This window comes from Acidovorax sp. Root402, assembly GCF_001425125.1.
GTDB classification, from domain to species: Bacteria; Pseudomonadota; Gammaproteobacteria; order Burkholderiales; family Burkholderiaceae_C; genus Acidovorax; species Acidovorax delafieldii.
In genome coordinates this window covers 467,109-488,565 of sequence record NZ_LMDQ01000014.1, presented here as the reverse complement: position 1 = coordinate 488,565, position 21,457 = coordinate 467,109, and the positions used below count along the sequence as shown (strand labels likewise).

The following is a 21,457-nucleotide window of genomic DNA, read 5'->3' as shown; positions in this document are numbered from 1 at the left end:
TCGCGCCAGCGTGCCCGAAGGGCAGGGGAGCGCTGTGCGCCCTCGTTGCGGCGCGGTGGCGGGGATGTCACTGCATGCGCCTATGACCTGAGTGTCCAAGTGTCCAAGGTGTCCAGCGTTTTGCATGGACACCACCAGCACCCCTACATCCCCAGCAACTTGGGGTTGAGGCTGCTGCATTGCCCGGTGGGACTGAGGGCGGTGCCCGGCGCCATTCACCAAGGCGGGCGGGCACAAGCAGGCACACCCACGGGCACGTGCGCGCGAGCGCCTTCACCCCTCCCGTGATCTCTATAGAAAAGGATGGACAGTATGGACACTGCTACCCCAGCAAAGTCAGTGGACGACAAGATCGCCGAGATCAAGGCGCACATGCCTGATGTGTACGCGTCGATCCAGCGCAAGGCCCGCGAGATCGGGGGCGATGCTTTCACGCTGGTGCGGCGCGGCCTGCGTGGTGAGCGTGGTTGCTTCTACGCCATGGAGGCGGGCCGCGTGGTGGGTGCGCCGTTTGACAAGGCCCACCCGGACATGCAGATCGCGGCGCGGGCGATGGTCGAGTTCGGTTGTGCACACGTGTGCATTTGGCCCCTGAGCGAAGAAGAGGCGCGGCAGTATGGCGCGGCTTAGGCACATCCAGCGGCGGCTGGAGAACTGGGCCATCTGGTCATCGCGCGGCGCCAGTGGCGGGCGTGGCTTCGCTACTCGGTCGGTGCTTGCCAGTGAGGTGTGGTCCCGAGGGTCATACAACCATGTGGCCATCCCGGTGGAGGATGAGGAGGCGGCGCTGACTGATGAGGCGGTGCGCGCGCTGAAACTGGGCAAGGGCCATCTGTTCCTGACGCTGGAGTGCATCTACCTGAAAGACCTGGGGATCAGCGCCACGGCGCAGCGTATGCAGCGGGCGCCGTCCACCATCAAGGCGCAGCTGGAACAGGCTGACCACGCCATTGCCGCCTGGCTGGAGGCGCGGGCCGAGGAGCATGAGCGCAAGCGGGTTGCGGCCCGTGTATCCGAAGCAAAAGCCAAGGCGCTATAGACACCGAAAGGAGTTTTACAACATAGACCTTTTGGGTACATTTCAGGCACTGTGTCCTTGTTGCGCCTCCACCCGCAACACATCAGTGTGAACCCCGGCAAGTGTTGAGCTTGTCGGGGTTTTTCTTAATCAGAACTTCTGTTATTGATCTGCTACTCCACGTACAACGCCGATTAAAAGTTTGATTGGACTCATCCGCGCAACTACCATAGTGATGTTACAAACCGCATCATCTGTAGTCGTCAAAGGGGGAGAAGAGTGGATGCAACAACAGCGGCTGGGCTAGGAAAGCTTTTAACGCCACTTGTCAAGGAAATTCTGACCGGCGCCAAAAAAATGGGTGTCACGGGCCTTCAACGATGGGAGCAAAGAACGTTTCCTTCGAAAATCGGGGCCAGAATAAAAACTATTGAAAATGTTCGGACGATTTGGAAGCCGGATGCGATATCGCTTTTGAAATTTTTCCATCCGCCAAAGTTGGTGATTGATGGAAAGCCGACCTTGGTTAACAAACTGAGTGATATCGACTCATCCCTAATTGTGCTTGAAGGGATTGTTGGGCAAGGTAAATCTATACTCCTTCGGAGTTTGGCGGTTCAAGAAATTATCAGCAATGAGGCGAAAAGACTTCCACTTTTTATTGAATTAAAAGATTTAAGTTCCAAATTGGAGTTGCAGCAGGCAATATTTAAAAAGCTAGAAAGCTATGATATTGATGTAGATGAAGAAACGTTGAACTATCTGCTGCGAAGCGGAAGAGTTGCACTTCTTTTGGATGGGTTTGATGAAATCGAAGAAGGGATGATTAAGGGCACATTCCTGGCAATTGAACATCTTGCTAATAGATATCCAGAGCTGCAAGTTGTCGTTACTTCCCGGCCGGGAAGGGAGATCCAAAAATCCACGCTTTTTCAGACGATCAGGATCGCTTCTCTTACCCAAGTGGAGTTTGCCCCGTTTCTCGCCAAGCTTGGGGTTTCAAGTGAAAAATCCATAGCACTTCGAGCGGCTATAAAAAATAGCCCGAGCAGAGTAAGCAATTTGATTACGACTCCATTGATGCTTACTTTGGTCGTAATGGTGTACGAAGCTGAATCTCAGATCCCGGAGACACTACCGGAATTCTTTAGCAGGCTTTTTCAGACCGTATTTACTCGCCACGACCATCTAAAAGCAGCTTTCACTCGAAAACACCACAGTGGATTGTCAGAAAAAGCCTTGCAGGAGTTGTTTGAGAACTTTTGCTTTATGGCTATTCAAAGTGGTTACGGCCGTACTTTGGATCAGTATCAGTTCAACGAGATCTATGACTTAGCAATCGATCATAGTGACCATAAATGCAGTCCGGAAAGTTTTAGGCTGGATATTGTAAAAGTGGCGTGTTTGATGCTGGAAGATGGAATTGATTCCACTACTTTTTTGCACAAGAGCATTTTGGAATATTTTGCGGCAGCATTTGTTAAGCGTCTTAGTGAAGAGAATGCAAAACTTTTTTACGCTGCGGCCGTAGAAAACGGTAAAGAGTGGGAGGAGGTTCTTAGGTTTTTGAAATCGATAGATCCCTTTAGACATTCAAAATATTACCTCCTTCCTGCTGTTGCTAGAGAGCGTGCTGACGTTATACAGCCCGCATCGGATAATTCCCCTGAGTCAATTCTCAGGACTTTTACTAAATTGCAGCCTGATCTTGGTGTATTTTTCAAAGAAGGCGCGGACAAGCATACGGCGGTGGTGGGTGCTTATGGAAGATTTATAACAAGACCATCTGAGATCCTTGTGGATTTCAGTGCATTGATTATGTCTGCGCTCGATGAGTTGGTGCGCCCAATATCCACCGTCGAAGAAGTGGAAGAGTTTTTTCAGAAGCACCCTAGAAATGCTGATGAGCACCACGGGGTGCATGTCCCTCTCGCCGCGCTTGCGGGCCGGTTCGGGACTGCACCGCTGAAGCGCTGTTTAGATATTTACGAAACCTCGCTGAGTCGACTGGAGATTGAAGCAAACGAGGTTGTCAGTAAAGAGCAGAAAAAGAGTTTGATTTTTGGCAGAAAACGGACTCCTGATTAGCTTTGTTGTTATTACATGCCTGATTCAGAGTGCCAAAAGTAGGACAAGTTTTTCCTGCAAATCATGTCTTCATGGATCCCACGCCCTTGCAGTCATCCTGGTTGCGGGGTACTCGTGTGTGATGGCACGAGCCGCTGCTCCAAGCATCCCAAGAAATCCTGGGCGGCCGCGGCGAAGGAAACCAAGCGCATCACCGGCCGTAGGCTGCAGACCATGCGCGCTGATCTGTTCAGGCGCAAGCCGTTGTGCGAGCCATGTCAGGAGGAAGGGCGTGTGTCGCTCGCCACCATCCGCGATCACCTCATCCCATTGGCGGAAGGTGGCGCGGACGATGTGACCAATGAGCAGTCGATCTGCGACGACTGCCACCGCCTCAAGACCAAAGCCGAGACGGCGCGCGGTGTGCGCCGTTCCTGGGGCAACTACCTCGAGCGATGACCCCAGCCCTGCGCGCCCGGCCCGAAGGGGAGGGGGGGCGAAAGTCTGAGACGACCACCCTGGAAACCGACCGCCTAGTCAAATTTTTACGCGCGATAGTTTTGGAGGGGGGGGTACTCCCTGCTCTGCATTGGAGGTTCCTATGGCACAAGTTCATGCCCTTGGCTCGCGGGGGCCGCTGCCCAATCCGCTCTCGGACCGCACCAAAAATCGGGCGTTGGATCTGACGGCAGGGATCAATCCACGCATCGAAATCCCCAGCCCGCCGAAGCACTTGGGGATCGAAGCCCGGAAGGAGTGGAAGCGCATCACGCCGCTGCTGGAAGAGCTGGGGCTGATCAGCGGACTGGACCGTGCGGCCCTGGCGCTTTACTGCCAGGCTGCAGGTCGGCTGGCCGAGTTGGAGACTTCTTTCAACGGCAAGGTGCAAGCCAAGGTCGATGCGGGAATGGACTACCCCGACGCCGTGTACGAGGTCAGCTACTCGGTAACCCCCAGCGGCTACGCCCAGCAAAGCGTGATCGTGCAGTTGATCAAGTCGCAGCGCGAACAGCTCAACCGCTACCTGATGCACTTCGGCCTCAGTCCTGCGGCCCGTGGCCGTGTGCAGGCCAGCAACTACGTGCAGCCTGAGCTGCCAGGTATAGACCCAAAACCCGAAGCGAAGGCCCAAGGCTTCGCAATGTTTAGCAATCCGCACAGATGAACGAATACGTCGAGCGCGCGCACCAGTACATGCGCGATGTTCTCGGCGGCACGATCCCCTCCTGCAAATGGGTCCGCCTGGCTGTGCAACGCCAGGTGGATGACCTGGCGCGCGAGCCCAGTGAAGACTGGCCCTGGGTGTTCGATGCCGAGCGGGCATCGCGCCCGTGCGCCTTCATCGAGCTGCTGCCCCACATCAAGGGCAAGTGGGCGCGTGAAGGGCGCCAACTGCAGATGGAGCCATGGCAGTGCTTCATCCTTACCACCGTCTTCGGGTGGGTGCATCGTGAAACACGGCTGCGCAGGTTCCTGGAGGCTTACGAGGAAGAGGCCCGCAAGAACGGAAAGAGCGCCAAGGGCTCCGGCCTGCTGCTCTACATGCTGACCGCCGACGGTGAGCACGGCGCCGAGTGCTACACGGCCGCCACCACACGCGACCAGGCGCGCATTGTGTTCGATGACGCCAAGGCCATGGCCGAGCGCTCGCCCGGCCTGCGCACGCACCTGGGCGTTGCCATCATGCAGCACAGCCTGACGGTGGCCCACACCAGCAGCAAGGCGGCGCCCCTGGCCGCTGAAGGCAGCACGCTGGACGGCCTGAACGTGCACTTTGCGCTGCTCGATGAGCTGCACGCGCACAAGACGCGAGCTGTGTATGACGTGATCGACAGCGCGCGCGGCGCGCGTGAGCAGTCTCTGCTGTGGACCATCACCACGGCGGGCACCGACCGCAGTGGCATCTGCTACGAGCGGCGCACGCACGTCACCAAGATCCTGGACCGGGTGGTTCAGGACGAACGGGTGTTCGGCATCATCTACACGCTGGACGATGGTGATGACCACTTCGACCCGGCGGTGTGGATCAAGGCCAACCCGAACCTGGGCAAGTCGGTCCAGCTCGATGAGCTGCAGGCACAGGCCAGCAAAGCCATGGCCATGCCCAGCGCGCTGTCCAACTTCCTGACCAAGCGCCTGAACGTGTGGGTCAGCGGTGAAAGTCCGTGGATGGACATGCGTGCCTGGGAGAAGTGCGCGGCGCCAGAGCTGAGCATCGCAGCCATCCCGGACGGCTCCAGGGTGTACATGGGCCTGGACCTTGCGCAGAAGAAGGACTTTGCAGCGCTCACGCTCGCATGGCAGTCCGAAGTGTTGCGGCCCGGCCCCGATGGCGTGCACGAGCCCGTCACCGTGTGGAACGTGTGCACACGTCTGTACTTGAACGAGCTGGCCGTGCAGGAAAGCGGAAACGCCCACCTGGCAGGCTGGGCCCGGCAGGGCTACGTGGTGGTCACAGACGGTGCACTCACCGACTTCGACTGCGTGGCAGACGATATGCGCATGTACTGCCGCCGATTTGACGTGCAGGAGATCGCATTCGATCCGGCCTTGTCCATGTACTTCGCGGGCAAGCTGATCGAGGAAGGCCTGCCGCTGGTCGAGATCGCGCAGCGCGCCATGTTCTTCACCCCGGCACTGATCCAGGTGGAGAACCTGGTGCTTGAGGGTCGGCTGCAGCACGAAGGCAACCCGGTGCTGGCCTGGATGGTCAGCAACCTGGTGGTCAAGCAATCGAAGTTCAACGAGCTGATGCAGCCGACGAAAGAGCGCCCCGAAAACAAGATCGACGGCGTGATCTCCATGCTGATGGCTCTGGGCCGAGCACTGGCCAACACCCCCGACGAAGGCGACCGGGACGGCTTCTTTTCCGCGCCCGCAGGCATTGGCGCAAAACCAGCAGGTAATCCATGAAGAAACCAACCGCACAACGCCGACAGGGCCGCATCCGCGCAGCCGTCACCGCGCTGTTCGGCGGCGAAGGTGTCAGCGTCAGCGATGTGCCTGGCATAGCTGCCGTGCTCGGGTCTGACAGTGCGACGGGCGTCACGATCAGCCCGCGCACCATGCTGCAGATCTCTGCCGTGTGGGCTTGCGTGCGACTGATCGCCGAGACCATCGCCACCTTGCCGCTCAGCATCTACGAGCGAACAGGGGCCAACGGCAAGCGCCTTGCGCAGCAGCACCCGCTCTACAGCGTGTTGCATGACGTACCCAACCCCGACGCCACGGCGGCGGTGTTTTGGGAGTCCATGGTTTCGGCCATGTTGCTGCGCGGCGCAGGCCGTGCTGAAAAGCTGATCTTCAACGGGCGCCTGGTCGGTCTGGTGTTTCTCAACCCCGACCGGCTCACCCCGCACAAGCGCCAGGGTAACGTGGTGCTGGAGTGGCACTATACCGACGAGAACGGCACGCGCCGCATCATTCCAGCGGCCCGCGTCTGGACCATTCCGGGCTTCTCGCTGGACGGCAAAAACGGTGTCAGCGTGGTGCAGTACGGGGCAACGGTCTTCGGCCAGGCCATCGCTGCCGACAAGGCTGCAGGCAAGGTGTTTCGCAACGGTGCGTTGCAGAACATCTATTACACGTTCAAAGACTTCCTCAAAAAGGAGCAGCGCAACGACTTCCGCGAGAACGTCCTGGGCTTGCTGGAAAAGGGGCAGACCCCACTGCTCGAAGGCGGCATCGATGTCAAGCCGCTGACCATCAATCCCAAGGACGTGCAGCTGCTGGAGTCCCGAGGCTGGAGCGTCGAGGAGATATGCCGCTGGTTCCGCACACCGCCCTGGATGGTGGGCCACACCGAGAAGTCCACCAGCTGGGGCAGCGGCATCGAGCAGCAGATGATCGCCTTCCTGATGTTCACGCTCGGCCCCTGGCTCAAGCGCATCGAGCAGGCAATCAGCAAGGATCTGCTCACGCCCGGTGAGCGCACCCGGTACTACCCCAAGTTCGCTGTCGAGGGCCTGCTGCGGGCCGACAGCGCGGGCCGAGCGGCCTTCTACACCGCGATGGTCAACAACGGCATCTTGACCCGCGACGAAGTGCGCGAGCTGGAAGACCGCGACCCGCTGGGCGGCAATGCAGCGGTGCTCACCGTGCAGTCCGCCATGACCACCCTGGATGCACTCGGCCAAGCATCCACCACCGACCAGCAGGCGCGGGCCTCCATCCGCGCCTGGCTGGGCCTCAGCAACGACACCGAGCCGCAGAAAGGCTGACCATGAGCGTTAAAAACCTACCGGCCGCCCCGATGGGCAGGCCAAGCGCCAGCGTGCGCAGCGAGATCCTCCCCCGCGCCTTCGAGCGCTGGAACCCTGGCCTGCGGGCTGCAGCGGCTGAGGATGAGCAAGATCGCAGCATCAGCGTCTATGACGCCATCGGATACGACTACTGGACGGGCGAGGGCGTCACCGCCCGGCGCGTTGCGTCTGCCTTGCGCACGCTGGGGGCCGGGCCAGTTACGGTCAACGTCAACAGCCCTGGCGGCGACATGTTCGAAGGCCTGGCGATCTACAACCTGCTGCGCGAGCACAAGGGCGATGTGACCGTCAAGGTACTGGGCGTCGCGGCATCTGCCGCCAGCATCATCGCCATGGCTGGCGACACCGTGCAGATCGCGCGCGCCGCCTTCTTCATGGTGCACAACAGCTGGGTGGTCGCATCGGGCAACCGTAACGACCTGCGCGAAACCGCCGACTGGCTGGAGCCCTTCGATGCGGCCATGGCCGATATCTACGTGGCGCGCACCGGTGCTGACACCAAGGCTATCGCCAAGCTGATGGATGCGGAGTCGTGGATCGGCGGCAGCGCTGCTGTCGAGCAAGGCTTCGCGGATGAACTGCTGCCCTCCGACCAGGTGGGGCAGGGCGACGCCAAGGCACAGGCCCATGCGGCCCGCCGCCTGGAGGCTGCTCTGCGTGCCAGCGGCATCCCCAAGTCTGAGGCCATGCGCCTCATCTCCGAGTTCAAGTCCAGCGCGGGCGATCCCGCTGGCAGCGGTGCGGGCGATCCCACCGAACGCGCTCCGGCCCGACAGGGTGCCGAGGTGCTCTCCGTGCTCCGTGATTTCTCTCTGTCCTAACCCACCACCTGAAAGGTAAACACACCATGCAACGCAAATTTCTCGCGGTCGCTGTGATCGCTCTCTGCGCCGTAGCCATCGGCGCCCAAGCCATGGGAGTCGATGTTGCGGCTCCCGTTCATGCCTTCCTGCTGGCCCACCCGGATATCGTCCTGGGCCTGGGCGGCGCCGCCTTCCTGGGCGATACGCAGAACTTCAACCCCACCGAAATCAAGGCTGCGCTGGACAAGATCAGCGGCCAGGTGAAGGAGGCAGGGGAGAAGGCGCTGGCAGAAGCTGCAAAGGGCGTCCAGATGTCCACCGCCAACAAGGAGAAGGTGGACGAAATGCTGGTCAAGCAGGGCGAGCTGCAGGCCAACCTCAAGGCAGCGGAGCAAGCCCTCGCACAGCTCCAGGCCAGCGGCAACGGCTCCAATGCGCCGCACCAGTCGCTGGGCCAGCGCTTTGTGGAAAGCGAAGATGTGAAGGCCTTCCTGGGCAAGACCACGCCACGCGGCCGCGTTGATATGCCGGTGAAAGCCGCCATCACCAGCCTCACCACCGATGCTGACGGCTCGGCTGGCGACCTGGTGCAAACCACCCGTTTGCCTGGTGTGCTTGGCCTGGCTGAGCGCCGCATGACTGTGCGCGACCTGATCTCGCCCGGCAACATGGACGGCAGCTCGCTGGAGTACGTCAAGGAAACCGGCTTCACCAACAATGCGGCCCCCGTTGCCGAGGGTGTCAAGAAGGCTGAATCGAGTCTGAAATACGACCTGATCACCACCAATGCCAAGGTGATCGCGCATTTCGTCAAGGCCTCGCGGCAGATCCTGAGCGACGCGTCTCAGCTGGCAAGCCTGATTGACCACCGCCTGCGCTATGGTCTGGCCTACAAAGAAGAGCTGCAGCTGCTCAACGGCGACGGCACAGGGCAAAACCTGCTGGGCATCATCCCGCAGGCCACCGCTTATGTTGCTCCGCTGGTCGTCGCCGGTGCTACCCAGATCGACAAGCTGCGCCTCGCGCTGCTGCAGGCCGAGCTGGCAGAGTACCCATCCACCGGCATGGTGCTCAACCCCATCGACTGGGCGGGCATTGAGCTGACCAAGGACGACACCGGCCGCTACATCATCGGCAATCCGCAGGGCGTCATCGGCGCCACTCTTTGGAATCGCCCGGTGGTCACCACCCAGGCCATCGCGGTGGACAAGTTCCTGGCCGGTGCCTTCCAAATGGGCGCGCAGGTGTTTGACCGCTGGCAGGCCCGCGTGGAAGTCGCCACCGAGAACGAAGACGACTTCGTCAAGAACATGGTCACCGTCCTGGCCGAAGAGCGCCTCGCCCTGGCGGTGTACCGCCCCGAAGCGTTCATCTACGGCGACTTTGGCCTGGTGACGTAACACCTGTCTCACTCTCGATCTAGCGCGCAATCGCGTGTCGAGACCTTTGGCCTCGGCTTCGGCCGAGGCCTTCCCCCAACCGCAAGGAGATCAGCATGTTGATCAAGTTTGTGAAGCCTGACCCACGCGCGGGTGCTACAGCACGCCTGGACAGTCATCGCGCTCAGCAGTTCATTGATGCTGGCACTGCCGAACGCGTGCCGGAAGGTGCCCCTGCGCCAAAAACGGCCCTGCGCGACGATGGTCCCACCGTGCAGGAGTTCGTCGATGCAGGCTACTTGGCTGTGAACTATCCACCGACCGGCTATGCGTCCAGGAGCACGCCAGAGGAAATTGCAGCTGCGGTAGCTGCAGCTTCTAGTCCTGACCAGACGGCCTCCAATCCGCCTGCAGAGCCGCCTGCCCTCGCAGATGGTGCTGCGCCGCAAGCGGTTGTATCTGAAGTGCCCGCTCCCGCTCCCGCTCCCGCAGCAGATCCCGCACCTGCAGCCGCACCCACCCTCCAACCTGTGGCCAAGGCTCCTGCACAGCGCAAGGCGCCCACGGTGAAAAAGTAAGGCGCGACGGCATGCCCATCAAACCGACACCGGCCGACGCCATCCTGCGCCTGCGACTGGATGACAGCCTGGATGGCGATATCGGCAATGCCATCGACCAGGCGCACGCTCAGGCCGTCGCTTTCCTGGACGGCGCGCTGTATGAAGACGCCGCAGCCCTTGAAGCTGCAGCCGACCTGCGGGGCATCATCTGCACGCCCGACATCATTGCCGCCCAGCTCCTGCTGGTGGATGTGCTGGTCGGCAACAACAGCGCGCAGGACCGCGAGCGCAAAGAGGCGGGCGCGTTCAACATGCTGCGCATGCACCGGAACATGGGGGCCTGACATGAATTCGCAGGACCTCGACACCCGCATCAACATCGACAGCCTGCAGGTTGCCAAGGGCACATCCGGCGGGATGCAGAAGGCCTGGGTGCTGCATAGAACGGTGTGGGCCAAGCGCATGGATTACTCCGGCGCAGAACGCAAGGCCTCCAGCGCAGGCGGCGAAGTCGTGGTGGCACGCGTGGAGTTCCTGATACGCCTGCGCGACGACCTGCAGGAAACCATGCGCGTGCGCCACCGAGGCAAAGTCTTCGATATCCAGCACATCAAGCCCCTGGCCAACGCGCGCGGCTGGATGGTGTTGACCTGTGACACGGGGATGAACGATGGCTAAGTCAGAGACCCTCGGTATCGGCGAGCTGAGTCAGTCGTTTAAGGAGCTGAAGGACGGCATGGAAACGCGAGTGGCGCGCGCCATGGTGGTGTCAGCTGGTGGCGTGCTCAAGAAGAGGGCTAAAGCCATCGCCCAATCCAATGGGTCCGTGCGTACTGGCGCTATGGTCAAAAACATCGCTATCAAGCGCGAGCCGCAGGCACCAGCTGGAACGGTCGAGTACAACATGGGGGTACGCCATGGGCGCGACCTCACCAAGAAGCAGAAGAGCACCGCAAAGTTGGCGGTGGGTAAGGGTGGGCGCATTGTGAAGAAATATGCGGATGACCCTTATTACTGGCGCTGGGTGGAGCAGGGCCATAAGGTGGTACCACGTAAGTCTGGTGACACATCGCAGACAGAACTCAAGTACACGCGAAGAGGTCGGAGCGGGAAGCTGATCACCTACACCCGCAAGCGCGGTGTAGATTCTCTACGCTCTCGCCGTGCTGCTTCAACCGGATCGGTCGCTGCAAAGCCATTCATTGCGCCCGCACTGGAGCAAGGCAAAGAAGAAGCCATCGATGCCATGGCCGCCCGCCTGCAAAAGGAACTAGAAAAGGCAAGCAAGGCATGAGCACCATTCACCAGCTGCTTTCTGTAGCCCTCGCGCCCGCGCTCGACAACACCTGGGCGGTGGAGCTGCCACCCAATCCGTCATGGCCCGCTGCCGTCTTTGACGTGGACAGCAAGCCAGAAGAGACCTGGTGTGCGGGCGGCGGGTACACCCAGCACGATGTCAACCTCATCATGCTGGCCCGCACCATCGAAGAGCTGGACGTGCTGCTGCCCCTGGACGGTGGCGGCCCGTTCCGCGCTGCACTGGAGGCCATGCCCGCCTACCAGTATGAAGACGACGCGGGAGACGCTGACTACGAGCCCGACCCCGAGATCTTCGCCCGCTACCTCACCGTGCGCTTGCGCACACCCCGCCACTAACCACACCTGGAGCCACCATGGCAAAAAGCACCGCAGCCCCTGCGGCGGCTGGCGCAGCTGCGCCCGTCGCCACCCCCAAAGCCACCAAGCCAGCGCACCACCTGCCCACGCCACCGCGTGCGCGCGATGAGTTCACCGGCATCGGCGGCACCTACACGCGCGACCCCGTAACCGGCGTGCGCACCCGCGTCCCGCCCCCGGCTCCGGCCGAGGGCGACGACAACACCGCAGCAGCCTAAGCAGCGGCCGTTTCTGAAACCCTGACCTGAAAGGAACCCCCATGGCCAAGTCCATGAAAAAGATGCTGCTGCTGGCAAAGAAAGAAGTCACAGCTGGCACCGATGCACTCCCCACCGCAGCGGCCAATGCCATCCTTTGCCGTGCCCTGATGCCCGAACCCATCACGGCCGAGCAGGTGCAGCGCAACCTGATCCGCCCGTACAAGGGCAACAGCGGCAGCCTCACCGTGGGTGAGCACCGCAAGATCACGTTCGAGGTGGAACTGGCAGGCGCAGGCGCTGCTGGGACGGAACCCGTGTGGGGCCTGCTGCTGGAGGCCTGCGGCTTCGCTGCCACCATCACTGCAGGCACGGACGTGACCTATGACCTGGTCAGCGAAGGCGAGCCCACCCTCACGCTGTATGGCTACCTGGACAAGACCAAATTCGTCATCACCAATGCCAAGGGCACGGTGTCCTTCGAGCTGAATGCCAAGGGCATCCCGGTGATGAAGTTCGAATTCCTGGGCACCTACAGCGCCGCCACCGAGGAAGTGGCCATGCCCACCGGCGTGGACTACAGCGACTTCATTCAGCCCAAGACTGTGGGCAAGACCAACACGCCCACCTTCAGCTTTCATGGCCTGTCGGCGTGTATGTCGGCCTTCAGCATCAACCTCGCCAACGCCCTGGCCTGGCGCGAACTGGTCAACTGCGCCGCACCCCACAGCCCGGACCGCCAGCCTTCGGGAAGCGTCACCATGGAGATGCCCAGCATCACCACCAAGAACTGGGCCGAGATCGTGCGCAATAGCGTTGTGGGCGCCTGCAGCTTGGTGCACGGCACGGTGCCGGGCAACATCATTGAGCTGGCGATGCCTGCCGTGCAGTGCAAGCCGTTCACGCTGCAGGACGATCAGAGCATCGCCATGATCAACATGCCGTTCGACATCAACCCGGTAGACGGCAACGACGAACTGCAAATCATCGTTCGCTAACCATCCCTGTCCGTGCACACGTGTGCACACCCCGAAAAAGAGCCACCCATCGCGGTGGCTCTTTTGCTTTCTCCCCCTTTTCCTTACTCACACACCATGTTCATTCTTACCCCCGACGAAACATTCAAGGCCACCGTCAAGGTTCAAGTCGCCATGCCAAAGGGCGGCTGGCGCGAAGAGAGCTTTGTCGCCATCTTCAAACGCACCTTTGAAGAAGACCGCGAAGAGCTGATCAAGCTGTCCAACGTCGAACTGCTGCGCCGTGTTCTCACTGGCTGGGAAATGGTGGACGAGAACCGTGTCCCTGTCCCCTTCAACGAGCAGAACCTGGAGGCCTTCCTGCGCCTCACCGGTGCGGTGCGCGAGGCAATGCTGGTCTATTGGCACCACAACGTAGGCGCCAAAGAAAAAAACTGATTGAGGCCGCGCGCTGGTGGGCAGGTGCCCGCGACGAAGCGCCCGGCACCTTCGAGCCCGACTACAGCGTGCTCGAAGCCATGGAGGCTTGGGGCGCCAGTGCGGACGACATCGACAAGGTGCGTGCCCGCATTGATGCCGCAGCCAATGCCCCTCCGGCAGAGGGCAAGGCCTTCGGTGTGTACGCAGAGAACCTGCCGGTTGTCGCGGCCTTCGTGGCCCTTGCACCTCGCTGGCAGCACGTGAGCCAGGCGTTGGAACCCGCAGGGCTGATCGTGTGGCGGACCGGCTTTGACTGGGCTGCTGTTGAGGCTTGGATTGATCGTCATTGCCGCCGCCGCAAGCGACGCGCGCTGTCTAACGACCTGCAGATCATGGAACGCGCCGCGCTGCAAGCCGACCGCGAACAAAGAGAAAAAGAGGAGTAACCAGCATGTCTGCACTCGGCTCCCTGGTGGTCAAGCTCGGCCTGGATTACGCCCAATACACGGGCGGGCTCGACAAGTCCGAGCAGGCCGCCCTGGCGGCGTCCAAGAAGATCCAGGACACCTTCGACAACATGAAGGCCAAGGTGGCCGCCACAGCGGGCGCCATCGCTGGCGGCCTGGCCGCTGGCTTTACCATCGCGGCCTTCAAGGGCCTCATCTCTGGCGCCATTGAGGGCGGCGCCGCACTCGACGATCTGCGCATGCAGACCGGTGCCACGGTCGAAGCCCTGTCGGGCCTGATGGCCGTGGGCAAGTTCAACAACATGGGGCCCGAGCAGATCGGCGCCGCCATGAACAAGCTGGCCGCTAACCTGGCGGGCGCCAGCGAGGAAAGCAAGGGCACCGGCAAAGCGCTGGAGGCCCTGGGCATTGACTTCGACAGCTTCAAGAAGCTGCGCCCCGAAGAGCAGATGCTGACCGTGGCCAAGGCCATGGCAAAGTTTGAAGACGGCACCGGTAAGGCTGCGGTGGCCATGGCCTTCTACGGCAAGCAGGGCGCGCAAATGCTGCCTTTCCTGCACGACCTGGCCGAGGTGGAAACACTGGCCGCCAAGGTCACCACCGAGCAGGCCGCCGCCGCTGCCAACCTGGACGACAACCTCACCCGCCTCAGCACCAGTGGTGAGGCCTGGAAGAAAGAGCTTGCCAACGGCATGATCCCCGCGCTCGACCTGGGCGCGCAGGCCATGCTGGACGTGATGAACGGCTCGGGCGGTATCCGTGAGGAAGTGCGCCGCCTGGTAGCCGATGGCAGCGTGCAGGCCTGGACCAAGAGCGCCATCACCGGCCTCACCTATGTGGCCGATGCCGCCCAGTACGTGATGCGCGGCGTCAAGCTGCTGGCTGAGAGCCTGGGCGCCTATGCGGCCGCAGGCGCTGCCTACTTCGGCGGCGTGGGCGAAGCCGTGGCAAAGGTGCTGCGCGGTGACTTCACGGGCGCGCTGGACAGCATGCGCTCGGGCACCACCCGCGCGGGCACCATCATTCGCGAGCTGGGCACCACCGCCATCCAGACCTTTGGCGAAGACACCCTAGGCAGTCGCATCCGTGCGCGCATGGGGGAGATCGAGGCCACTGGCGGGCAGGTCAAGGAGGTCCGCAAGGCCCTTGAGTACGTCAATACCACCATCGACAAGACGGGCAAGGCAGCGGCCGCAGCAAAGAACCCGGTGGACGCTCTCCTGGAGTCCATCGACAAGCGCGTGGCCGTTCTCAAGGAAGAGCTGAGCGCGGGCGAAAAGCTGACCGAGGGCGAGAAGATGGCGGCCGAGGTGCGCCAGAAGCTCGCCACCAGCACCGACGCTCAGATCGTCGCAGGGCGCAGCCTGGTTGAAACCAAGCTGAAGGACATGCTCACCACCGAGCAGCAGGTGGTAGCGCACCGCGAGGAACTGAAGTCCCTGGAGGCAACGCGCGAAGCCCGCATGAAGCTGGTGCAGGGCATGGAGCAGGCAACCTCTAGCCTGGTCGCCCAAAACCAGGCCCTGCGCGAAGAGATCGAAGTCATCGGGCTGACCGATGCCGCGCAGCTGCAGCTCCTGCAATCGCGTAATAGCGCGCTGATCCTGACCAAGGAGGCCACCCTGGCCGAGCTGGAGCGGGCCAGCGTGATCACCGGCACCATGACGCGCGAGCAGATCGCGCTGCAGGCCGAGATCGAAGCGCTGCGCGAGCGCAACGAGCTGCTGGGCGCCAAGTACGACCGCACCATCACGGCAAAGGCCGCAACTGAGGCCGCCAACGAGTGGACGAAGTTTTACGACAGCATCTACAACGGCCTGAGCGACAGCCTGTACCGTGGGTTTGAGGCGGGCAAAGGCTTCTTCAAGTCGTTCTGGGACGGTATCAAGAACCTGTTCAAGACCACAGTGCTGAAGCTGGCGGTGCAGGGCGTGATGACCGGTATCACCGGCGCCCTGGGCCTTACAGTCACGGGCGCCAATGCGGGCGTGACGGGCGGGGCCGGTGGCGGCGGCGGGCTGGGCATGCTCAGCGGCCTGGGCAACATCGTGTCCAGCGGTTTCGACCTGATCACCAAGGGCGTGAGCAGCGCGGTAAACAACGCGTTCGGCAACTTCGCATCCAGCGACCTGGGCGTGCGCCTGGGCCTGAGCACCCCGGTGGACTACGGCACCGGCTACACCGCCAATGTGATGACGCCCATGGGCTCCAACATTGGCGCAGGCCTGGGCATGCTGGGCAACGGCCTGGCGGGCTACGGGATCAGCTCCATGCTTTCGGGCGGCTACAGCGTGGGCGGTGGCAACGCCGTGAACATCATCGCGGGCATCGCCAGTGCGTTCTTTGGCCCGCTCGCGGGCGTGGTGGGTGGCCTCATCAACCGCCTGTTCGGCCGCAAGCTGGCGGACGTGGGTATCGAGGGCACTTTCGGCGGAAAGACGGGTTTCGAGGGCCAGCAGTACGAGTTCTACAAGGGCGGTCTGTTCCGCTCGGACAAGACCAAGTACAGCGACCTGGATCCCGCGTTTGAGAAAGCGCTGGGCGACACCTTCAAGGGCATGCGTGCGCAGGTGGCCTACTTTGCCGACACGCTAGGCCTGAGCGCCGACAAACTGGAGGGGTACACCAGCAAGATCAAGATCAGCACGCAAGGCCTCAACGCCGAGCAGATCCAGCAGAAGTTCCAAGAGGCGCTTGCCACTGCCAACAACGAACTGGCAGAGCAGGTGCTAGGCACCTGGACCACGACCAGCAAAGAAGTCACCCGCGTGGTGTACGACAACCTGGGTCGGGGTGCGGACGACTTCATGGCCTCATCCCGCGAGGTGACCGAGATCATCGAAGAGACCACCTACACCGCCAGCAAGTACGCCAAAGAGGGCGAGAAGGCCATCGACACGCTGACCCGCCTGTCCACCAGCCTGACCACCGTCAACGGCATATTTGACACGCTGGGCTACACACTGCTGGAGGCCAGCCTGGACGGTGCGGACGCAGCCAGCAAGATCGCGGATGCGTTCGGTGGACTCGACAAGATGGTGGCCGCCACCAGCAGCTACTTCCAGAACTTCTACAGCGAGGAAGAGCGCCGGGCGGTCGCCGTGCGCCAGCTCGACGGCGAGTTTGCCAAGCTGGGCCTGACGGTGCCAAAGACCCGTGCGGAATACCGCCGCCTGGTCGAAGCACAAGACCTGAACACCGAGGCAGGCCGCAAGGCATACGCCATGTTGATCATGTTGTCGGGCTCGTTTGCCGAGCTGAACCAGACGGCAGAGGAGGCTGCAGCCGCTGCCAAGGATGCACTCAGGACGCAGCTGGACGCGGCCTACAGCACGCTGGAGCGCTCCATCGCAGCCCAGCGCAAGGCACTGGAGGCGCAGCGCGCAGCAGCGGCCGAGCTGGCAGGCCTGTGGGGCAAGGTGCAAGACATTGCATCGGGCGCCATGCGCGAGCTGCGGGGCGAGGTGGGCAGCACGGCTGCACAGCAGGCGGCGCAGGGCATGGTGTTCATCGAGAACGCCGTGCAGGGTGCACTGCTGGGGATCATCCCCAATGCGGACGATCTGACCAATGCGCTGTCCGCTGCGCGTGGCGGCCTCACGGCCGACAACTACCTCACCCAGTTCGAGCTGGACCGTGACCGCCTGGTGCTTGCCGGGCAGATGGAGCAGCTGGCGGGTGTGGCGGGCAAGCAAAAGAGCATTGCAGAGCAGTCGCTGGACGCGCTGGATCGTCAGATCAAGCAGGGCGAGGAAACGCTGGAGAAGTTCCGCGAGCTGATCGACATTGCCACCGGCAATGTGCAGGCCACGGTATCGGTGGAAGAGGCCATCAATCAGCTCACCGAGCTGCTGAAGCCAAAGACGCCGGGTGCAGGTGGCTCGGGCGGTAGCGGCAGTGCGGGCGGTGCGGGGTTCGGTCCCGGCATGCCTGGCAGTGGGGCATCTGCGGCCGATGCCAAGTACAAACGGGTTCTCTCGCTGGGAACGGCGGGCATCGGCTATGAGCCGGTGATTGATCAGCAGCAGATTGCCAAGCTCGATGCGCTGGCACCCGTGTATCACAAGTTTGACGGCACAGGCGACCTCAAGGGGCTGCTGGAGGCCGTCAAGTCTGCGGGCGGCACGCTCAACGATCTGGCGCTGATCACCGGCTTCTTTGATGCCGACTGGGCAAAGGCGGCTGCATCGGTGGGCGTGCCCGCGTTCCGGCTCGGTGGCGATCACCGGGGCGGCTGGGCGATGGTGGGTGAAGACGGCCCCGAGCTGGCTTACCTGCCGCCTGCGCGGATCTACACCGCGTCCACTACGCGGCGCATGTTGGCTGATAGCGCCGAGAGCGGCACCACCAGCAGCACTGCAGCGCCGGTTGCCAGCACGGGCGAGTCCAAGACGGAAGCCCTGCTGGCCCGGGTGGCGCAGGTGCTGGAAGACTCATTTGAAGGCAACGGCTTAAGGACTATCCCAGCATGACAACCACCGCGTATAGCAGTGTGAGTGTGCTGATGGCCGTCCCCATCACGGCCAGCATGCTGTCTGCAGGCACCACCATCGTAGAGCCCGACCCCGCGTTGGGCGAAACGATGTGGGTGTCTGCGGGCACGTACGCCGTGGGGGCAGAGCGCATCAGCAATCACAAGGTGTATTCCTGCGTGCAGGCTCACAGCGGCCGCAGTGCGCTGCCCGAGGCAGACCCGGACTACTGGCTCTTCAAACGTCCCAGCAACCTGTTTGCCCCGTTTGACTTCTACCGGTCCACGGCAGCAAAGGCCACGGGCAGTCTCACCTACAAGCTGCAGGTGCCGTTCTTCAGTGACGTGAAGATCTTCGGCGCCGTGGGCGACCAGGTGCAGATCATCGCGCGCGATGCCCCTGGGGGCGCCATCCTCAAGCAGTCCACGCAGGATCTGTGGGAGCAGGCCCTCGGCTTCTGGGAGCTGCTGTTCTCGCCCTTGGGTGTGCGCAGCACGGTGGAGCTGACGGGTATTCCCATCAGTCCTACCTCTGAACTCACCGTAACGGTGAGCGCTGGCCCCACGGCCGCCGTGGAGCTGGGCACCTTGATGGTGGGCGAGTGGCGCAGCCTCACCGGTGGCACGGGCGGCACCGAGTATGGCAGCGAGGCCGAGCCCAGGTCTTACAGCTACATCAAGTTTTACGACGACGGCACGTTCGAGATCAAGCGCCGACCTGGCGCGACCGACCTCACGTTGTCGGCGGTGCTCGATGCCGACCAGGCCGAGTACACGGTGGGGCTGCTGCAGCAGGTGCTGGACGTGCCGGTGGCCATCTCAGCCACCGACGTGCCCGGCTACGGCTACCTGAGTGCCCTGGGACTCATCAGCGGGCGGGTCAAACCAGTCAACAGCAAAGAAGCGCAGCTTGCAGCGCGTGTGAAAGGAATCATCTGATGAGTACGCTGGTAATCATCCCGCCAACCCCGGTGCCTGCGGTAACGCCGGTGCCACCGTTCCCGCCCCTGTCGGACCGCGTGCTGGGCCTCTACAACATCAAGGCCTACGCCTTCGGCAACCACATGGGCACCTTGTTCATGCCCGAGTTGCTGGCCCTGTGCGGCAGTGCGTATTCCAACGCGCAGGCGGCCAACGTGGCGGCCACCATCGCCACCGCCATGGCAGCTGCATCGGCCTCTGCCGTGGGCGCAGACAAGTGGGTGATGGGCACCAACTACCCGGCCGATGTGACGGCCTGGAGTCCCATCGACAAGCAGACCTACCGGCGCAACGCGCCTGGCGGCATCAGCAACGTGGACCCCAGCATCGATAGCGGCGGCAGCACATCTGGCTGGACCCGCGTAAGCGGCGGTGACTCGCTGCCCCAGTTTCTTCTCTCGACCCAAGGAATCGTATGACCATCAACGCTCAAAACTACGCATCCACGCCCAGTACCGCAGTCGCGCAGGTGGGCGGCGCTGCCAATGCCAACCGCGACGGCACGGGCACCATCGTGACCGTGTTCACCGCAGGCGCCTCGGGCTCGCGGGTTGACGACATCACGCTGACCGCCATCGTCACCACCACAGCGGGCATGGTGCGCCTGTTCCTGCACGACGGTGCCACCGCCAAGCTGTGGCGCGAGGTGATGGTCCCGGCCAACACCGTCAGCGCCACCAACCCGGCCTGGTCGGCGCTGCTGAGCAACCTGGCGCTGGTGCTCAAAGCTGGCTGGAGCCTGCGCGCCAGCAGCGAAAAAGCGGAGCTGATCAACGTGTGCGTGACCCGCGCAGGAGACTTCTGATGAACGCGGGCCAGTTTCCATTGGGTGATGGCCGCACGTTGGGTGCGCGCCGTGTGGTGGGCGTGTCTGGGCGTGATCCTTCCGTCGGGCAGAACGTTGTTTATGCCCCTACCGTTTCTGCGTTCTCGACCGCTGCAGGCTTGGTGGCTTACTCGGCAGCCATGTCGGCAGCGACCCGTACCCGCATCTATTCCGCCACGGGGCGCGGGGCTGTGAGGATCATGCTGGTGGAGTTGCCCGCTGGTGCGGCGAACTACCGCATTGAGGCCTTTCTAGAAGGCATTCGCATCTACGACCGCACCATCGCCAACGGCGCGGGCGAAGCACAGGCGCAAGCCGTGGTGGGCTTCACAACCTACCCAAGTTCCGGCGCATTCAACAATCTGTTCCCGGACTATCTGCCGTTCGACGCCTCGTTCGAGGTTTACCTGACGATCACACAGGCGGGTCAGACCGCCAAGTGGTGCTACCTGGTGGAGGCTCACCAATGATCAACGAAGTCATCGGCGGCGAGCCCGCCACCACACCGGCCAGCGACCTGCGCGCCTTGCTGTGGGAGCAGATCAAAACCCTGCGCGACCGCAAGACGCAGCTGGGCGGCTACCAAGTCGGCGCCCACTGGTTCCACAGCGACACCTTCTCGCGCACCCAGCAGATGGCGCTGGTGATGATGGGCGCGGGCATGCCCGCTGGCCTGCAGTGGAAGACCATGGGCGGCGAGTTTGTGGAGATGACGCCCGCCCTGGCGCAGCAGGTGTTCACGGCTGCGGCCGTGCGCGATGCCGCCCTGTTTGCGCATGCGGAGGTGCTGCGCGGGCAGGTGGATGCGGCCGAAGACCCGCTGGCGGTGGATCTGTCGGCCGGGTGGCCCGAGTCCTATGGAGGTGTGTGATGCAAGTCGCTTTCTACAAAGGCCGCAAGCGTCTATTCAACAGGCTCACCGCCTGGTGGCTGCGCGGGGCCTACAGCCACTGTGAGCTGCTGCTGGGCGCGGATGCGCAGGGCCGCACGATCTGCGCCAGTAGCTCATTCATGGATGGCGGTGTGCGGATCAAGCACATGGTGCTGGACCCTGCGCACTGGGATGTCATAGATGTGGCCGGCAACGCGGTCCAGGCCCGCGACTGGCTGCAGGAGCACCATGGACAGGGCTACGACCTGCTGGGCCTGGTGGGCTTCATTGCGCGCGTGCTGGGCCACGACAAGGCCCGGTGGGTGTGCAGCGAGGCGGTTGCCGCCATGCTGGGCCTACCCGATGCCTGGCGGTTCGATCCGTGCAGCCTGTGGGCTGCGTTGAGCCGGACGACCGTGGAAACGGGGGGCGTGCATGCCACCACCTGACGGCGACTACAAGGGGCCAGAGCGCCGCGCCG

Annotated in this window: 25 protein-coding genes; all 25 read left to right on the top strand. The window is 62.4% G+C overall.

Going from position 1 to position 21,457, the window contains the following annotated elements; translation table 11 throughout:
- The first annotated feature begins 312 nt into the window (after positions 1-312).
- The 25 genes from ASC83_RS13420 (at position 313) to ASC83_RS13300 (ending at position 21,425) form a co-directional block, all read left to right on the top strand.
- A complete protein-coding gene (locus tag ASC83_RS13420) occupies positions 313-630 on the top strand; it encodes a hypothetical protein (protein WP_156379503.1) in 318 nt (105 codons plus the stop codon).
- A gap of 124 nt (positions 631-754) precedes the next feature.
- On the top strand, positions 755-1,039 hold the full coding sequence (locus ASC83_RS13415) for a hypothetical protein (RefSeq protein ID WP_235509372.1): 285 nt from the start codon (positions 755-757) through the stop codon (positions 1,037-1,039).
- A 258-nt stretch (positions 1,040-1,297) separates the two neighbouring features.
- The gene (locus ASC83_RS23580) at positions 1,298-3,106 is read left to right on the top strand and encodes an NACHT domain-containing NTPase (RefSeq protein WP_156379502.1); all 1,809 of its coding nucleotides are present in this window, start codon (positions 1,298-1,300) and stop codon (positions 3,104-3,106) included.
- Between the two features lie 63 nt (positions 3,107-3,169).
- A complete protein-coding gene (locus tag ASC83_RS13405; RefSeq protein ID WP_056063298.1) occupies positions 3,170-3,544 on the top strand; it encodes an HNH endonuclease in 375 nt (124 codons plus the stop codon).
- Between the two features lie 142 nt (positions 3,545-3,686).
- Positions 3,687-4,250, top strand: coding sequence for a phage terminase small subunit P27 family (locus ASC83_RS13400; RefSeq protein WP_056063296.1), 564 nt, complete (start codon positions 3,687-3,689; stop codon positions 4,248-4,250).
- The gene (locus tag ASC83_RS13395) at positions 4,247-5,998 is read left to right on the top strand and encodes a terminase large subunit (RefSeq protein WP_082522452.1); all 1,752 of its coding nucleotides are present in this window, start codon (positions 4,247-4,249) and stop codon (positions 5,996-5,998) included. The genes ASC83_RS13400 and ASC83_RS13395 overlap by 4 nt, the downstream gene beginning before the upstream one ends.
- The gene (locus ASC83_RS13390) at positions 5,995-7,305 is read left to right on the top strand and encodes a phage portal protein (RefSeq protein ID WP_056063293.1); all 1,311 of its coding nucleotides are present in this window, start codon (positions 5,995-5,997) and stop codon (positions 7,303-7,305) included. The genes ASC83_RS13395 and ASC83_RS13390 overlap by 4 nt, the downstream gene beginning before the upstream one ends.
- A 2-nt stretch (positions 7,306-7,307) precedes the next feature.
- Positions 7,308-8,168 carry a head maturation protease, ClpP-related gene (locus ASC83_RS13385; RefSeq protein WP_056063290.1) on the top strand — a complete coding sequence of 287 codons (861 nt, stop codon included), beginning with the start codon at positions 7,308-7,310 and terminating at the stop codon, positions 8,166-8,168.
- Between the two features lie 26 nt (positions 8,169-8,194).
- Positions 8,195-9,550, top strand: a complete 1,356-nt coding sequence (locus tag ASC83_RS13380; RefSeq protein ID WP_082522451.1) for a phage major capsid protein — start codon at positions 8,195-8,197, stop codon at positions 9,548-9,550.
- Positions 9,551-9,645: 95 nt separating this feature from the next.
- Positions 9,646-10,107 (top strand): hypothetical protein, encoded by a 462-nt coding sequence (locus ASC83_RS13375; RefSeq protein ID WP_056063288.1) that lies wholly within the window; start codon positions 9,646-9,648, stop codon positions 10,105-10,107.
- Positions 10,108-10,118: 11 nt separating this feature from the next.
- Positions 10,119-10,433, top strand: a complete 315-nt coding sequence (locus tag ASC83_RS24105; RefSeq protein WP_056063285.1) for a hypothetical protein — start codon at positions 10,119-10,121, stop codon at positions 10,431-10,433.
- 1 nt (position 10,434) lies between these two features.
- Positions 10,435-10,767, top strand: coding sequence for a phage head closure protein (locus ASC83_RS24100; protein WP_056063283.1), 333 nt, complete (start codon positions 10,435-10,437; stop codon positions 10,765-10,767).
- Positions 10,760-11,383 (top strand): HK97-gp10 family putative phage morphogenesis protein, encoded by a 624-nt coding sequence (locus ASC83_RS13360; protein WP_056063280.1) that lies wholly within the window; start codon positions 10,760-10,762, stop codon positions 11,381-11,383. The genes ASC83_RS24100 and ASC83_RS13360 overlap by 8 nt, the downstream gene beginning before the upstream one ends.
- Positions 11,380-11,745 carry a hypothetical protein gene (locus ASC83_RS13355; RefSeq protein ID WP_056063277.1) on the top strand — a complete coding sequence of 122 codons (366 nt, stop codon included), beginning with the start codon at positions 11,380-11,382 and terminating at the stop codon, positions 11,743-11,745. The genes ASC83_RS13360 and ASC83_RS13355 overlap by 4 nt, the downstream gene beginning before the upstream one ends.
- 17 nt (positions 11,746-11,762) lie before the next feature.
- Positions 11,763-11,984 (top strand): hypothetical protein, encoded by a 222-nt coding sequence (locus ASC83_RS13350; protein ID WP_056063275.1) that lies wholly within the window; start codon positions 11,763-11,765, stop codon positions 11,982-11,984.
- A gap of 41 nt (positions 11,985-12,025) precedes the next feature.
- Positions 12,026-12,961, top strand: coding sequence for a phage tail tube protein (locus ASC83_RS13345; RefSeq protein WP_056063268.1), 936 nt, complete (start codon positions 12,026-12,028; stop codon positions 12,959-12,961).
- Between the two features lie 96 nt (positions 12,962-13,057).
- Positions 13,058-13,378, top strand: coding sequence for a hypothetical protein (locus tag ASC83_RS13340; protein ID WP_056063263.1), 321 nt, complete (start codon positions 13,058-13,060; stop codon positions 13,376-13,378).
- On the top strand, positions 13,342-13,806 hold the full coding sequence (locus ASC83_RS13335; protein ID WP_156379501.1) for a DUF1799 domain-containing protein: 465 nt from the start codon (positions 13,342-13,344) through the stop codon (positions 13,804-13,806). Before ASC83_RS13340 ends, ASC83_RS13335 begins: the two co-directional genes overlap by 37 nt.
- Positions 13,807-13,811: 5 nt before the next feature.
- Positions 13,812-18,299: a hypothetical protein gene (locus ASC83_RS13330; RefSeq protein WP_056063257.1), complete on the top strand. Its 4,488-nt coding sequence runs from the start codon at positions 13,812-13,814 to the stop codon at positions 18,297-18,299.
- Positions 18,296-19,237, top strand: a complete 942-nt coding sequence (locus tag ASC83_RS13325) for a hypothetical protein (RefSeq protein WP_056063254.1) — start codon at positions 18,296-18,298, stop codon at positions 19,235-19,237. Before ASC83_RS13330 ends, ASC83_RS13325 begins: the two co-directional genes overlap by 4 nt.
- Entirely contained in the window at positions 19,237-19,698 is a 462-nt protein-coding gene (locus ASC83_RS13320; RefSeq protein ID WP_056063250.1) for a hypothetical protein, read from the top strand. Before ASC83_RS13325 ends, ASC83_RS13320 begins: the two co-directional genes overlap by 1 nt.
- Positions 19,695-20,084, top strand: coding sequence for a hypothetical protein (locus tag ASC83_RS13315; RefSeq protein ID WP_056063248.1), 390 nt, complete (start codon positions 19,695-19,697; stop codon positions 20,082-20,084). Before ASC83_RS13320 ends, ASC83_RS13315 begins: the two co-directional genes overlap by 4 nt.
- Positions 20,084-20,575 carry a hypothetical protein gene (locus ASC83_RS13310; protein WP_056063245.1) on the top strand — a complete coding sequence of 164 codons (492 nt, stop codon included), beginning with the start codon at positions 20,084-20,086 and terminating at the stop codon, positions 20,573-20,575. Before ASC83_RS13315 ends, ASC83_RS13310 begins: the two co-directional genes overlap by 1 nt.
- A complete protein-coding gene (locus ASC83_RS13305; RefSeq protein ID WP_056063242.1) occupies positions 20,572-20,976 on the top strand; it encodes a DUF4376 domain-containing protein in 405 nt (134 codons plus the stop codon). The genes ASC83_RS13310 and ASC83_RS13305 overlap by 4 nt, the downstream gene beginning before the upstream one ends.
- Positions 20,976-21,425, top strand: coding sequence for a hypothetical protein (locus ASC83_RS13300; protein WP_056063239.1), 450 nt, complete (start codon positions 20,976-20,978; stop codon positions 21,423-21,425). Before ASC83_RS13305 ends, ASC83_RS13300 begins: the two co-directional genes overlap by 1 nt.
- The last annotated feature ends 32 nt before the right edge of the window (positions 21,426-21,457 follow it).